Source organism: Candidatus Hinthialibacter antarcticus, assembly GCA_030765645.1.
Taxonomy (GTDB): Bacteria; Hinthialibacterota; Hinthialibacteria; order Hinthialibacterales; family Hinthialibacteraceae; genus Hinthialibacter; species Hinthialibacter antarcticus.
In genome coordinates this window covers 1-14,849 of record JAVCCE010000052.1, presented here as the reverse complement: position 1 = coordinate 14,849, position 14,849 = coordinate 1, and the positions used below count along the sequence as shown (strand labels likewise).

At 53.9% G+C, this 14,849-nt stretch carries 11 protein-coding genes; 5 read left to right on the top strand and 6 right to left on the bottom strand.

The features are described 5' to 3' along the window. Positions 1-13: 13 nt before the first annotated feature. The 5 genes from P9L94_11865 to P9L94_11845 all read right to left on the bottom strand — a co-directional run bounded on the left by P9L94_11865 (position 14) and on the right by P9L94_11845 (position 5,461). Entirely contained in the window at positions 14-898 is an 885-nt protein-coding gene (locus P9L94_11865; GenBank protein MDP8244772.1) for a DNA adenine methylase, read from the bottom strand. After that, positions 895-1,761 (bottom strand): NotI family restriction endonuclease, encoded by an 867-nt coding sequence (locus tag P9L94_11860; GenBank protein ID MDP8244771.1) that lies wholly within the window; start codon positions 1,759-1,761, stop codon positions 895-897. Before P9L94_11860 ends, P9L94_11865 begins: the two co-directional genes overlap by 4 nt. After that, on the bottom strand, positions 1,758-3,095 hold the full coding sequence (gene rsmB / locus P9L94_11855) for a 16S rRNA (cytosine(967)-C(5))-methyltransferase RsmB (protein ID MDP8244770.1): 1,338 nt from the start codon (positions 3,093-3,095) through the stop codon (positions 1,758-1,760). Before rsmB ends, P9L94_11860 begins: the two co-directional genes overlap by 4 nt. 261 nt (positions 3,096-3,356) lie before the next feature. Beyond that, complete coding sequence (locus P9L94_11850) at positions 3,357-4,052, bottom strand: zinc metallopeptidase (GenBank protein ID MDP8244769.1); 696 nt, start codon at positions 4,050-4,052, stop codon at positions 3,357-3,359. Positions 4,053-4,243: 191 nt separating this feature from the next. After that, positions 4,244-5,461: an MFS transporter gene (locus P9L94_11845; protein MDP8244768.1), complete on the bottom strand. Its 1,218-nt coding sequence runs from the start codon at positions 5,459-5,461 to the stop codon at positions 4,244-4,246. A gap of 503 nt (positions 5,462-5,964) precedes the next feature. Here P9L94_11845 and purD point away from each other — a divergent pair. The 5 genes from purD (at position 5,965) to P9L94_11820 (ending at position 14,583) form a co-directional block, all read left to right on the top strand. Then, a complete protein-coding gene (gene purD / locus P9L94_11840; protein MDP8244767.1) occupies positions 5,965-7,269 on the top strand; it encodes a phosphoribosylamine--glycine ligase in 1,305 nt (434 codons plus the stop codon). Positions 7,270-7,772: 503 nt separating this feature from the next. Then, positions 7,773-10,316: a DEAD/DEAH box helicase gene (locus P9L94_11835; GenBank protein MDP8244766.1), complete on the top strand. Its 2,544-nt coding sequence runs from the start codon at positions 7,773-7,775 to the stop codon at positions 10,314-10,316. Between the two features lie 116 nt (positions 10,317-10,432). Continuing rightward, complete coding sequence (locus P9L94_11830) at positions 10,433-11,227, top strand: hypothetical protein (GenBank protein ID MDP8244765.1); 795 nt, start codon at positions 10,433-10,435, stop codon at positions 11,225-11,227. A gap of 30 nt (positions 11,228-11,257) precedes the next feature. Beyond that, positions 11,258-12,871, top strand: coding sequence for a phospholipid carrier-dependent glycosyltransferase (locus P9L94_11825; protein MDP8244764.1), 1,614 nt, complete (start codon positions 11,258-11,260; stop codon positions 12,869-12,871). Between the two features lie 161 nt (positions 12,872-13,032). Next, positions 13,033-14,583, top strand: coding sequence for an ankyrin repeat domain-containing protein (locus tag P9L94_11820; GenBank protein MDP8244763.1), 1,551 nt, complete (start codon positions 13,033-13,035; stop codon positions 14,581-14,583). Positions 14,584-14,663: 80 nt separating this feature from the next. Here the strand turns inward: P9L94_11820 and P9L94_11815 are convergent. After that, positions 14,664-14,849 (bottom strand): hypothetical protein (locus tag P9L94_11815; protein ID MDP8244762.1); only part of this gene is annotated, 186 nt, incomplete at its 5' end.

Here is a 14,849-nt window from a genome sequence, read left to right as displayed (position 1 = left end):
ACCCGTTAATACCCTAAAGCCACATTAAATCACGCCCGACAACAAGTTCTGTCATGTTCGCGTGATGCGTATTTTTCATTGGTATTGTTTTTGATGAAAATCCATATTCATTAGATAAATCTTTTACTTCGTCTGCATTATCATAGGTCATAATAAAATCACCTTTTAACTTTGCGCAACAAGAAAAAAGTTTTTGATGATCTAACTCAGAATGCGTGTAAAGCCTTTTTCCTGCTTTTTTGCCGCCAGCGGTGTAGGGAGGATCAATAAAAAAGACAACATTTCCTTGATTGGAGTATTCATTCAAAATATCAAATGCATTTGCTTGAATAAAAGTAATTTTATGTTTGATCTGATCAATCTGGCGGAGTCGTCGAGCTAAGGTTTCAGGATACCATCGCGATTGAATTCCCTTGCCATTCTCACCATTTTTTAATAGCCCGGAACCCGCCGCTAAAATGCCGCCGTGAAAGGTTCGATTTTTCAGAATCGTTTTAAAGGCGAGGCTTTTGATATCGCTGTTTTTTTTCGCAAGTTCTTTTAAGACGTTGTCTTTATTGATTTGAAAGTTAAGAATGCAGTTTGCTAACCACTCCGAATCTCCGTTTATGATGCATTTCCATACAGCCGCAACTTCTTCATCAATTTCTACCATGATGACTTGTTCGACTAAATCTTCAAAAGCAGCAGTAAGAGAAATGATGCCGCCGCCAAGAAATGGTTCAACTAAATACGTTGGTTTAGTTGGTTTGCTTCGAATCCATTCTCGAAAACGGGGAACAAACCACGTTTTTCCGCCTGGATACCGGAACGGGCTGCGCTGTGGAACCGAAGCGACATTCACCGCTTTGTGATGCAGCTGGTTTTCGGCGTCTTGAAAAAGATAGGTTTGCATCATTCCGACTCAATTGGGTTTTCAATTGTTTTATTGACCGGCGGCGTTTCAAGTTTTTTATCAACTTTGTTTTGCAATATATTCATAAACGCATCAATGTTGCCCGGCTTGGACTTTGTGATTGAATCGAGAGCATTTTTAAATTTGGTGTAGATAATGTCAACTTTTTTAAGTATAAGTTTCGTTTGATCGGGTTCTAAATCATAAATCAGCCAGGCAATTTCCGCTTCCTCTTTACTTACAGGCTTTAAAGTTGGCAATGTTTCAAAAAAACCTTTATTGAGTGCGACGGCCATTTTCTTGTTCCACGCGTGTAGTATGCCCCCTTTGAATAGTAATTGAGGAGCAAGCCTTTTTCTGGAAGACGACAAATAATCAGGTCTTGGATATTTTGGCTGGCCCGACCAGTCAAAATTTGACTGGTTCTTATAATCGGCCATATAAGCCTTAAACGGATCGCGAATATTGCCTGAAATATAAACCGCTTGTATCTCAAGCGAACAAAAATCATAAACATGGCCATCGCTATTATATGCTGCGAGGACGACATCAATATTGCCCGCTGACTTTTCATAATAATCAACTAAACGGACTTCTGTTAATGACGTCCAATCCGTGCAATCAGGGAAGAAAAAATCGGCCGCATCATCTGTGATAAGCCAATCTTCTCGAAACCGTACCGGGCATGTTATGACTGGCGCCCCCTCGTGATTTATACTACATACGCCAAGCGGGTCATTCGCTTTATCTTTGGTACAATTTGGAATGATATTGTTGTAAGGGCAAAGTTTGTTCTTTCTGTAGCGAATGGCTTTTGGACTACAGTCCGAGGGCGGGAAACCAAAAACTTCAGATAAAGGGTTCATGCTTTTTTCTTTAGCCGCGCGGCGAAGGCGCCGTCAAGCCCCCATTGGGGCGGGAACAACTCCAACGCGCCGTCAGGATTAACCGCCGTCTCAAACGCAGGCGGCAGAAACGGCGCGACCGAATCCCGTTCAAATTGTGGATGCCGCTGCAAAAACGTCTGCACCACGCCCGCGTTTTCTTCACGCGACAGCGTACAAGTAGAATACACCAACACGCCGCCTTTCTTCACCGCGACGCATGCGCGTTCCATCATTTCCAGCGACGTTTCCGCCAGGCGCTGCGCGTCGGCGGGGTGCAACCGCCAGCGCAAATCAGGACGTCGGCGAAATGCGCCCCAACCCGTACAAGGCGCGTCCAACAAGACCGCATCAAACGGCTCGTCAAATTTGACAGGCTTGCTCAATACGTCGAGCAAATGGGTTTCGACGCAATGCAACCCCAAATGCGCCTGCAAGCGCGTCAATCGGCTCAAGCGTCTGCGGCTGCGGTCCCCGGCGATGATTTTGCCTTCATTCTTTAAACGATCCGCCATGTAAAACGTCTTGCCGCCCGGCGCAGAACATACGTCCCAGATACGCATACCCGGCGCAGCGCCTACGCAGGCGGCGGCCAGTTGGGCGGCGCCGTCCTGGGCGGTCCAAAAGGTTTCATCAAACAGCGAAGCGTCCGGGTTGGATTCAATCTCGACGCGGTCGCCAAAGCGCTCGTCAAGCGAATACGCAACGCCGAGTTTATCGAGCGCCTTCAACGCCGCCTCCCGGTCGCGCAAGCGCAGCGACAACGGAGCGCGGGTATTGTTATATTCACAGAGTTCGCGGGTCTTGGATTCGCCGAGTTGGGCGCGCCATTGTTCGATCAGCCAGGCCGGGTGCGATTCTGTGATGGAGAGATACGACTGCAAATCGGGCGTCGGCTGTGGAAACTCGATCTCATCTTTTTGGCGGTCGAGGTTGCGTAGAATTCCATTCACGGCTTTCGATAGCCCGCCGCATTTTGCCGCGCGGGTCAGTTCGACCGCATCAGAGACGACCGCGTAGGCCGGGGTGCGGTCAAGAAACAATAATTGATAGGCCGACAGTTCAAGAATGCGTTGCACCGCGCCGGGAAAATTCTCAAAGTTCTTCGCCAGCCGCCGAATTGCGAACCGCACCGCGCCCAGGCGGCGGCAGGTTCCTAGCGCAATTTCCCGCGCCAATGCGGCGTCGCGCTTGTCGATGTCGGGGTCTTCGATCTCATCGAGCGCGTCCATCATGGTCTCATCATGGGTGAGGCAGGCGTCCAGCAATTGCAGGGCTGCGCTACGGGCGGGCGATGGTTGTGAAGTTTTCGACATAGGATTCATCTATCAATCATTGCACAATTCATCCCCTCTCCATTTGAGAGAGGGGATTGCGTTTTATTTTGTACATTCACGGGGAGGGCGAACCTCCTGGTGAGCCGGATAAAACCGATTGCCTTTCTCTTTTTGCGGCTCGGCGGGAGCCTCGGCCTCCCGTAATTTTTGGGGAGAGTAAAACTCTTATCTCAACACATAATAAAGGGGGATTCGTGGTTTACGAATCCCCCGTGAAATATTGAAGTGATGCGGACGGTGTTAGTCGCGGCTTCCACCCAAGAAAAACGATGCGTAATACAGAAGAGTCAGAACTGAACCGACAGCGGCTGCGACGTAGGTTAAGGCCGCTGCGTTGAGCACTTTTTTGGTACCGCTATGCTCTTCTGACGAAACGATACCGTACTGGTTCAAGCAAGCCAGTGCGCGGCTGCTGGCGTTAAATTCAACCGGTAAGGTGATGATGCTGCACAGAACTGCGAGAGAATAGAGCGCCAGCCCGATGATGCCAATCATAAATCCCAGTTGTTGACTCAGGAAAAATAACGCCAACATGCCGACCATAATCATGTTCATGCCAAACGCTGAACCAAAGTTGACGATTGGAATCATGCCTTGCCGAATCATCAACGGCGCATAGCCATTTTGATGTTGCAGCGCGTGGCCCGCTTCGTGGGCGGCGACGCCGACCGAAGCCACGCTGGGTTGATCGTAAACCACGCTCGACAGCCGCAAGACGCGCTTCTGCGGGTCGTAATGGTCTGTCAATTCACCCGCGACGCGCTCAATGGCGACGTCTTGCAGCCCGTTTGCGTCAAGAATTTGACGCGCCGCCTGTGCGCCAGTCATGCGGCTGCGGATGGGTACCTGGCTATATTTGCGAAACGACGCCTGTACGCCCCGGCTCGCGAAGGCCATCAATGCCATCACGCCTAACATGAGTAGTAATCCATTCATTTTTTTATACCTCAATCAATAAATTTGGTTTCGTTTTGTTGAGTGTATCCGTGTTGAAATCATTATACCGTTGAACGGATAAAAACGAAAAACTTACCCAACAATTTAACGCAATATCCATGCAAAAAGAGCTTTTTTTTGCGGATATTCAATAACTCTATACGAATCAGCGGATCAAATATTACAGGGAGTTATTCAGCCTCTTCTGGCTGGGCCAAATTGGCAGGCCGAACCAGGGCGGTTGCGCCGCGAAAGCGCATCGGCAACATCAGTAGAAACGCCGCCAGTACGATAACCGCGCTGATGGCGAATGGCGAATGATGGCCCAAAGCGCCGAAGGCGAATGTGCCCAACAACGGGCCGATGATGCGTCCCATGCTGGCCATCGACTGCTGCATGCCCAACATCCCGCCCTGAAAATCGTCGGCGCTGAGTTGCGAGATCAGGCTGGTCATTGAGGGGGTGGCGAAGCCTGCCGAAACCGACAGGATAAACACCGCAGGCAAGAACAGCGTCGGTGAATAGGAGAGGCACATCAAAAACAGCCCGACGGTGAGTCCCGCCAGACCATAGGTCAGCACATTAAAGTCGCCCAGCCATTTGGCGACCCGGCCCACCAGTCCGCCTTGCACAAACGCCAACACCAGCCCGACGCAAAACAACACCAAGCCGTTGGTGCGCGCCGACCAGCCGTATTCGCTAAATACAAACAACGCGAAAGTGCTCTCCATCGCTGAGAACGCGGTGTAATAACACAGCGAAATAATCAACAAAGAAGGAATAAACGGCGCCTGCATGGCGTCGCGTAGAAGTTTGATGGAAAAGCGCCGACGTCCCGGTACGTCTGCACCGGTGACTTTGCGGGTTTCAGGCAAGAAGAATATGACAAGAACCAGATCAAGCGCCGAAAGCCCCGCCGCAATCAAAAATGGCAGCATGTAGTCGTCTTTGCCGACGAACAGCCCGGCCAGCGCAGGGCCGAAGACGAAGCCCAGGCCAATCGCGGCGCCGACCAGCCCCATGCCTTTGGTGCGTTTTTCGGGCGGCATTACATCCGCGACGATCGCGTTGGCGGTCGAAATGTTCGCCGCCGCAATGCCGGACAACAAGCGCGAAACAAACAACCACGCCAGCGTGTGTGAAAAAGCGAACATCAAGTAGCCGACCACCGAGCCAACCAGGCTGAGGATCATAATGGGCCGACGCCCGATACGGTCGGACAAGCGCCCCCAGATGGGCGAAAAGATGAACTGCGCCAGCGAATAGATCGCCATCAACAGGCCGACTTCAAACGAAGTCGCGCCATAATCGACCGCCACATAGGGCAATAGCGGGATCAGAATGCCGAAGCCAAGCAGATCAAGAAATACGGTAAAAAAGACGAGAAACAGCGTGCGGCGTTGGTTCATGCGTATCTTTATCAAAAAGGTCAATCAGAGTGACTTCATTTGTAGCCGCATAAGCAAAATTCAACTAGGGCGAGGAGGGAATGTAACAACAATGCCATTAATATAAACACATAGTTCAGGCGCGGGTGCATCTCTCTTCGCTTCAGTGCGGCATTCTGAAATACATTAACGCAATTCTCTTTTACTATTCATCAAGAATCCCACGGCTTGCACAAGACTTGCGCCGCGTGTTTCATTTCTGTTGATACAAGGTTCTATCTCATAAATCTCCTTCTGTGTAATTGCGAATGAAGCGTAACGAATGAAATACGGGGAGGGCGAGCCTCCCGACGAGCCGCGAATGTGCGATATGGTTTTACGTCATAGTGGCTCACCAGGAGGTTCGCCCTCCCCAATTAATAAGTCGCCGAATTGACCTTCGGCCCTGCCTGCGTCAGGCAGGCTTCTCGCGATGACACAAAAGTTTATGAGATAGGCTCTAATTCGTAATTGAGGAGAGCAAGATGCGCAAAAAGCGGGGAAAAAACGTAATGGTGGTCGGCTCTGGAGGCCGCGAACACGCCTTGTTGTGGAAACTCAACCAAAGCGAAGCAATTGATTCGTTCTGGGGCGTCCCTGGTAATGCAGGAACCGCTGCGCTGGCGAGGCGCATGCCCATGGCGGCGGACGCGGTCAGCAACCTGGCGTCCTTCTCTCTGATTGAACGGCTTGCTCTGGTTGTCGTCGGCCCCGAGCAACCGCTTGCGCTCGGCCTCGCCGACGCCTGCACGGTCGAAGGCGTACCCGTTTTCGGCCCCACCCAATACGCTGCGCGCATCGAGAGTTCGAAAATCTTCGCGCGCAACTTGATGAAGAAATACAACATTCCCTCACCGGAATTCGGTTCGTTTGACGACCCCGCCGCCGCCAAAGCATACGTCCGCGCCTTAGCGGAGAAAGGCAAGCAGTGCGTCGTCAAAGCCGACGGCCTCGCCGCAGGCAAGGGCGCCATCGTCACCTCGTCGCCCGAAGAGGCCGACGCCGCTATCGACCAGTGCATGGTAGAGAAGGCTTTCGGTTCCGCCGGGGCGAAGGTGCTCATCGAAGAGCGCATCAGCGGGCCGGAACTCTCGATCTTCGCGATCACCGACGGCAAGCACATGGCGATCTTGCCGCCGTCTCAAGACCACAAACCCATCGGCGAAGGCGACACGGGCCCCAACACTGGCGGCATGGGCGCGTATAGCCCCGTCCCCATCGCCACCGATGAACTGATGAAAGAAATTCAAGATACCATTCTGCGCCCCACGCTGGAGGGCATGGAAAAAGAAGGCTGCCCGTATTCAGGCCTGCTCTATGCGGGAATCATGTTAGTCGACGGCAAGCCATACGTCATCGAGTTCAACTGCCGCTTCGGCGACCCTGAAACCCAAGCGGTGCTGCCTGCCATTGACGAAGACCTGTATGCGTTGTTGCTCGCTTCCGCTGAGGGCAAGATGGGCGAAGACCGAATTATCCCTGCGGCGCGGAGTACGGTGACGGTGGTGATGTCGTCGGGCGGGTATCCCGGTTCCTATGAAAAAGGCAAAGTCATCGAAGGCCTCGACGTGGTGGAGAACGAGTTTCAAGGCCGCGCGATTGTGTTTCATGCGGGGACGGAGATGAAAGACAACCAGATCGTCACCTCCGGCGGGCGCGTACTCGCAGTGACGGGACTCGGCGCGAATTTCGACGAAGCCTGCGCTAATGCCTACGCGGCGGTTGAAGCGATTTCGTTCGAGGGCGCCTACTACCGCAAAGACATCGGCTACCGCGTCCGCGGCGGGTGAGGTGCGTTATCTATTGTTGTTCTTCCGGTATTTGGGTACTTTATCACAAATTGGATTGCGTTTTTTGACGCTTTTTCGTGAATTCTTGATCTTTCGCTGTATCAGGCATGGGTACAACTCTGCTCGCTTCAGTGCGGGCTTTCAGGCCCTTATGCACAGGCGCTTCCAGAGTTACACCCATACCTGATTTAGTATGTCTATTTTTGATATACAGGAATACGTTTTCGTAATCTAAACCATGACCATCCATCAATGTTAGGTACACAATTACCGGATGTACCTCTCTTGTATTGTTGAGATGATCTCTTTTACATTGTCGATCAAATTCTCCATTGAATGATGAGAGAACTCGCTCACGGTACGTTTTTCAGGCGGTACAATCTATTCGGCAGGCAGCGCGAATACATCACTCTCTATCTTTAGGAGAGAGAAGGCGGGGCCTTTTTACCGGCGGGCGTCGCTTTGCTTAAGGCGCCCCACTATACTCTGTCAATAAAGCAATCATGGAAATCGAATTTCTCCGCCACTTTGGCTTCAAGCCCGAACACATCCAGACGCTGCAAGCCGCCTATGGCCCGCAGTTGCTGCCGCTGCAAGAACGGGCGGTCAGCGAAGGCAAACTATTCGACGGCGCCAATCTGGTGCTGTGCGGCCCCACCTCGTCGGGCAAGACCTTCCTGGCTGAGACGCTGTTTCTTCATCACGCGCTGCAAGGCCGAAACGCCGCGCTGTTGGTTCCCACCAAAGCGCTCGCCAATCAACGCTACGCCGAGTGGAAAGCCCGCTACGAACCGCTAGGCTACAAGATTACGCTCTCCACCCGCGACCACCGCTTCGACGACGACGACGTCCGCCGGGGCGACTTTCACCTGGCGATCGTCATCTACGAAAAAATGCGCTCGCTGCTGGCGACCGACGCCGGGGCGCTGGCGTCGCTGGGGGCGTGTCTGATTGATGAACTCCATTACCTTTATGACGCCCAGCGCGGGCCGATGCTCGAACTACTACTCAACAGGCTGCGCTCCAACCCGAAGTTGCAAATGCTGGGGCTGTCAGCGATGGTCAACGACCCCATCGCCGCCGAATGGCTGGGCGGGCAACTGATCGTCGAAGAATCGCGCCCGGTTGAACTGCGCCAAGGGGTGTTGTGCAACGGGCGTTTTATTTATCAGGAATGCAACTCCGGCGACGAGGGGACGGAGGAGTTCCCGCTGCCGCCGTTGGAGGATGAAGGCGAGGCTATGTTGGAGGCGGCGCGTTGCTTTGCCGAACGCGGCGAGACCACGCTGCTGTTTTGGCCGCGCCGCGACTTGTGTTATACCGCCGCGCGCAAGCTGGCGGAGGGCTACGAACCCGACGAAACCATTTCCATGCCCGACGCAGAGCATCTGGAAGCGACCGCGATGTCGGACCTGCTGCGCTTCTTGTTACCGCGCCGGGTGGCGGTGCACACCAGTGACCTGAATCCCGCCGAACGCGCCTGGGTCGAAGCGTCGGTGTTGCGCGGCGACGCGGTGATCGTCTGCGCCACCAGCACCCTGGCGGAAGGCCTCAACTTTCCGGTGGTGAATGCGCTTACCACCCGCCGCATGTACGCCACCACGCCCGAAGACGCGCGCAGCGGTAAGCCGCCCTCCCCTGCGCCGATCCCGCCCGACCGTTTATGGAACATGCTAGGCCGCGCCGGGCGCCTGGGACTGAGCGAATTTGGACGCGGCATGGTGTTGTGCGTCAACGAAGGCGACGCCGAGGGACTGCTAAACCTCTACGCCCGCGCCAAGCCCCAACCCGCCGCGCCGTTGCTGCATCATCTGCCAGCGGCGAACCTGGTGCTGCAATGCGCCAGCGGCGAACGCGCGTTGTCGCCAGAGGACGTGTTGGACGAACTATCGCGCACTCTGACCGCGCGCTGGGGGCTAATGCCGGATGATTTGCCGGAGCAACTCGAACGCGCCTTTGCGCAACTGCGCCGCGACGGCTTGTTGATTACGGAGAACGGTCGCGACTATCTCACCCCATTGGGACGCGCCGCCGCCAGCGGCGGGTTGTCGCTGCATTCCGTTTTGCAAATGAGCGCGTTCATCCAAGAGCATTGGAGCGACGGCCCCGAAGCGCTCATTCTGTTATGGCGCATTGTGAAATTGCAAGAAATGGACGACGCCTATCTGTCCGTCCCGCGACGCGAGATTGCCGCGCACGTCTGGCCCAAGGCGATGCTGGATTTGTGTGAAGAAGAAGGCGTGTGGCTCCACCCGTTGATTCAAGAATGGGCGGGCCAACCCCAACGCATGCGCGACGCGCACCACCGCGCCTGCAAAAAAGCGCTGCTGCTTTGGCAATGGAGCCGGGGCGAACCGACGGCGCAACTCGAAAGCCGTTTCCACGCGCATTCAGGCGCGATCCAGCGCTTGGGCGAAGAAGCGGCGTGGCTGTTAGGATGTCTGGCCGATATCGCCGCCAGCCATGCGTGTTCTGTCGAGAGCGTACAAGCGCTTCGCGCGTTCCAAGAACAGATTCAACACGGCCTCCCTTCGGCTTCGCTGCGCTGGGCCGACTCGATTCAACGGCAAGACGTAACTCGAACCCAGGCGTTGCAGCTGACCGGGATGGACATAGCCTCGCCAGAATCTGCGCAGCAACACGGCGCGGACGCGCTTAAACCTATGCTGCCCGAAGCGGTGATTCAATCATTGTTCAAGACGCCGTCCGCCCCCGCGCCTCAGCAGAATGCGACTGGCGCCTTCCGCATCCGTTTTGACGCAGCGAAACCCAATTGCGTTTGCATTAACGGCGTTGACGTGAAACTGACTCGCTTACAAGCGCAACTGCTCAAGCGTTTAGCGAGCGAAGCGAACGTCTGCGTTGATTATGAAACGCTGCTAAGCGACGTGTGGCCGGAGAGCATCGGCGAACGAAAACAGATATCCCGCCAAAAAAATGAGATTTATAAACGCGTCGAACGCGCACTGGGGCGTAAACCCGAGAACTTAATTCAAACTACGCCGGGCGTAGGTCTGGCGCTGGTCGCAACCATTGAAACTCCATAAAGAAAACACCTTCAACCGCAGTTGCAGGATTACCTTTTGCCCTGGCTCTTCGTTTTGAAGGAGAACTCTTTTATCCTTAGCACGTCGAAAATAATTCTATTCTCTGAGGAACCAACGTGGCGCGGAATACGATAGAAACCGAAACGAACGACGCACCCAACCAAGCGGCCCCGCTGAATGAAGTGGCTGAGAACGCAGCCGCTCAAAGCGCTGAAGACAAACCGCTCGACCTGCCGCCGCTGCGCCAACTGGCTGCTTCGATTTCCATCACCCTGGCAGGAATGTTGTTCATCGGGTTTTTGCTGACAACCATTGTCACAGAAACCAAGCAGTTTCGCGCACTGCCCAACAAAGGCTCCGTCCAAACCGACAATGAAGGCAACCAGTATTTTGGCGCGCAGTATACCGGGATGAGGCGCTTTAGTTATGTGACCCAAGACGACCACTTCGCCTCCGAAACCAATTATCTAAAAGACATCGGCGTGCTTGGAACCGGTTTTTACATTTACACCATCACCAACGCGTTTCACTGGTCGCTTGAGTTTCAATCCGGTTATTTAGGCGTATTGGTTTGGATCCCATTTCTCGTCATCGCCGCAGGCTGTTCGTTCTTTTATTTTTATTTTTTACCCAAACGCGCACAATCACGCGACAGCGCGATCTTTTTCTCAACGCTATTTAGCGGGATGCACGCGGCGGTGTTAATTGTATTCATGTTTTTGTTCGCCTCGATATCGTCGTCGTTTAGCGCACTCTATAACGTCCCGGTTCTAAACAACGGCGGTCAAATGATCGGGTTAATGCTGCCTGGGGCCTTTGTGTTATTTATGACCAATATTTTTTACGGCGCGATTGTTGGCGTCATTCTTGGTTTTGTCTCATTGCTCTCAAAGGCTTCTCACAGCGCGTAATTTACTACAACCGCCAAACCGTATGCGACTATGACTGAGTTAAGCGCCGCGCCGCGTTGGCTACTACTCACAGCGGCGGCGCTGATCGCCGTTCATCTCGCCCTTGCGCTCGCCAGCGCCCGGCTCAAATCTCCCACGGCGGATGAATACACCTATGTCTCTACCGCCTATCTCTATGTAAAAACCGGCGACTTTCGCCTCGACCACACTCACCCGCCGTTGGTGAGGCTGTTGATTGGCACCCCACTGCAATGGCTTGACATCAACACGCCGCCGCTGCAACAAGACCGCTGGGGCGACCCGGTCAGCCAGCGATTGGGGTATGACCTTGGCTGGAAGATGCTGCTCGACGGCTCGAATGATCCGCAACGCATCTTGTTTTGGGCGCGGCTGCCAGTGATGTTGCTTTCATGCGGACTCGCGTTTCTGCTGTTTTGTTGGGGCCTACGCCTGTATGGAAACGGCGGCGGATTACTCACGCTCGCGCTCTATTGCTTTTCGCCAAATATGCTGACCCATGCGCGGCTGGCGACGCTTGACCTGGGCGCCTGTTTCTTCATTATGCTGGCGTTATATCTGTTTAGCCTCCAGCGCACGTCGTTACCCTGGCGATGGACGGCGGCGGTCGGCGCCGCGTTGGGGTTGGCGCTATCCGCCAAAGCGACAGGGGTTCTGTTGCTGCCCGTTTTCTTCGCGGGCCTTGCATTCCACCCGAGGCTTTCAAGTTTAAACCACGCGCAACGGGTCCGCTCTGCGTTGCAAAGCGGACTCATGATGATTGCAACAGCGATCATCGTTTTATTGTTAACGTATGGGTTCCCACTCAAACCCGTCTACTACTGGGATACATTACAAAACGTGTTTTATAAATCACTGCACAGCGGCGAAGGCGCGGTCGACGTCCCGGGGATGCCTCACTTAAATTACGCCTTCTATTTACTTGGCGACTATTCAACCCAAGGCTGGCCCTACTATTCACTGGTCGCATTTATGACCAAAACCCCCGCCGCCATTCTGCTCGCGCTGATTGTCGCGTTTGCATGCAAACGCCGCTGGAACAGTTGGACGGACGGACTGCTGCTTGGAACCATCGCGCTATTGTTCATCGCGTCGGTCTTCAATCGCGTCGACATTGGCCTGCGCCACATATTGCCGGTCTATCCACTGCTATTTTTGTATCTAGGCCGACTGGCTTTGGCGCCTCAACAGAAATGGCAAAAAGGCGGGTTGTTGATTTTGCTGGGATGGTTTGTTCTCTCATCTTGTTTTACGTTTCCCGACTACCTGCCCTACTTTAATGAATTCGCGGGCGGTACAAAAAACGGACACGCCATTCTCGACGACTCGAACCTGGATTGGGGGCAAGACCTGGGACGCTTGCGAACCATCGCCGAGGCGCACGCTGACGAAACGTTATATATTGCAACCAATTGGATGTTCGACCCGGCGGCCTATGGCTTCAGTGCGCAACGCCTGCTCGATGAGCAAATCGCGGCCCCGCCTTCGGGCATTATCGCGGTCGGAAAACACTGGGCGATCCGTCATCGCATCAGCCCTCGTTCACCCGCCTATTTCGACTGGCTAGAAAAATATCAACCCATCGGCGAGGTCGGCGGCTCGATCTGGCTTTTCCGTTTTGAATAACTTACTTGCTTCGCGACGCAGCGCCGTTACAATACGCCTGCGCTGTTCGGGCGCGTCCTGTCCGCGGAAAGGGGCTGAGTCCCACCGAATGGAATGACGACCATACACGATTCTTCCCGCCTGAAATTGCGGACGGCAGGCGCAACCCAAGGAGGATCGTTATGTCTTTCAAGCAATTGCCATCGCGCCCCAATTTAGACCAACTCAAAAAACAAGCCAAAGAACTTCACCGCGCCCTGAAAAGAGGCGACGCCGATGCGCTGCAACGCTTTTCTGATGCGAAACCGGAACATGCGCCTTCTCACCAGCCAAACGCAGCCTGGAACTATTCGCTTAACGACGCCTATTTTATTTTGGCGCGTGAGTACGGCTATTCGAGTTGGCCAAAACTCAAACACCGAATCGAAATTATCAATGATCCCATTGCTATGTTTTTATCCACCGCAATTCACGGCGATATGAAAACCGCGCGGCAAATTGCGAATGAATACAGCGATACGATCCAATCTGATTTTATTTGCGCTTGTATTCTAGGAGAAACAGACCTCGTCGCCCGAATGCTGCAACAAGATGCGTCTCTCGCCGTGAAACCCTTAGGGCCGCGCAATGCTGAAGCGCTGTTTTATTTATGCTACTCGCGCTTTCACCGCGAGAGCGAAGCGCAGGCGCAGGGCATTTTAGATATCGCCCGAATGCTGTTGCAACACGGCGCCAACCCCAACGCCTCCGTCAAAGCAGAAGCCAACTGGACGCCGACTGCGTTATACGGCGCCTGCGGCCTAGCCAACAACGCCGCCTTGGCGAAACTCTTGTTAGAATCCGGCGCGAACCCGAACGACAACGAATCGCTCTATCACGCGACCGAGTTCGAAGACCTCGCCTGCTTACAATTATTATTGGAACACAAGGCGACGATCAAAGGCACAAACGCCCTGCCCCACATGATCGACCGCAACGACGCGGCGGGCGTACGCCTGCTGTTAGAACACGGCGCGGATCCAAACGAAACCTTGGGCGAGAATGAAACAGCGTTGCATTGGGCGGTCAAACGTGGATGCAGCAGCGACCTGGTCGAGCTGTTGCTCAAACACGGCGTAAAACTCGAAGCCAAAAATCACAGCGGACAAACAGCGTATATTTTTGCGCGGCGCATGGGAGCGACCACGACGGCGGAATATTTATTGCAACGCGGCGCCGTAGACGCGATGGCCCAACAAGACCACTTTATCGCCGCCTGTATGCGCGGCGACCGGGACGCGGCGCTTGTAATGATGAAAGACAATCCACACTACGTGCGCGACCTGCCCGCCCGTGAAATGCGCGCCGTATCGGACGCGGGCTGGAAATGTAATTGGGACGCGCTCGCATTGATGACGGAAATCGGCTTCGACTTAAACGCGCGCGGCGAACATGGCGCGACCGCGCTGCATTGGGCGTGTTGGTTTGGATTGGTCAATCTAGTGGAGTTGCTTCTCCAGCACAATTCGCCGCTTGAAGCGAAATGCATTGCGTATGGTTGTTCGCCGTTTGGATGGACGGCGCATGGCGCCGACAATTGCCAGAACCCGAAAGGCGATTATCTGGCGGTCGCGAAGGCGCTCATCAACGCAGGCGCAAAAATCAACATCACCAATCAATGGAACGAGACCCTGTTCCCTGAAAAGCACTTACCGCTCGCGGAGTATTTACGCGGCCTGGGCGTGACCCGCTGATTTGCCAGAATGAAAAAAAACGGAACCTGGGTTTAGTCTAAAAAAAGGTTCTTCCGGTATTTTGGATACTTTATCACAAATTAAATTGCGTTTTTTTGACGCTTTTTCGTAAATCTTTGATCTTTCGCTGTATCAGGCATGGGTACAACTCTGCTCGCTTCAGTGCGGGCTTTCAAGCCCTTATGCACAGGCGCTCCCAGAGTTCCACCCACGCCTGATTGGTTTGTCAATTTGTGAAATGCCGGAGCCTGTTTCTGAATAAATAT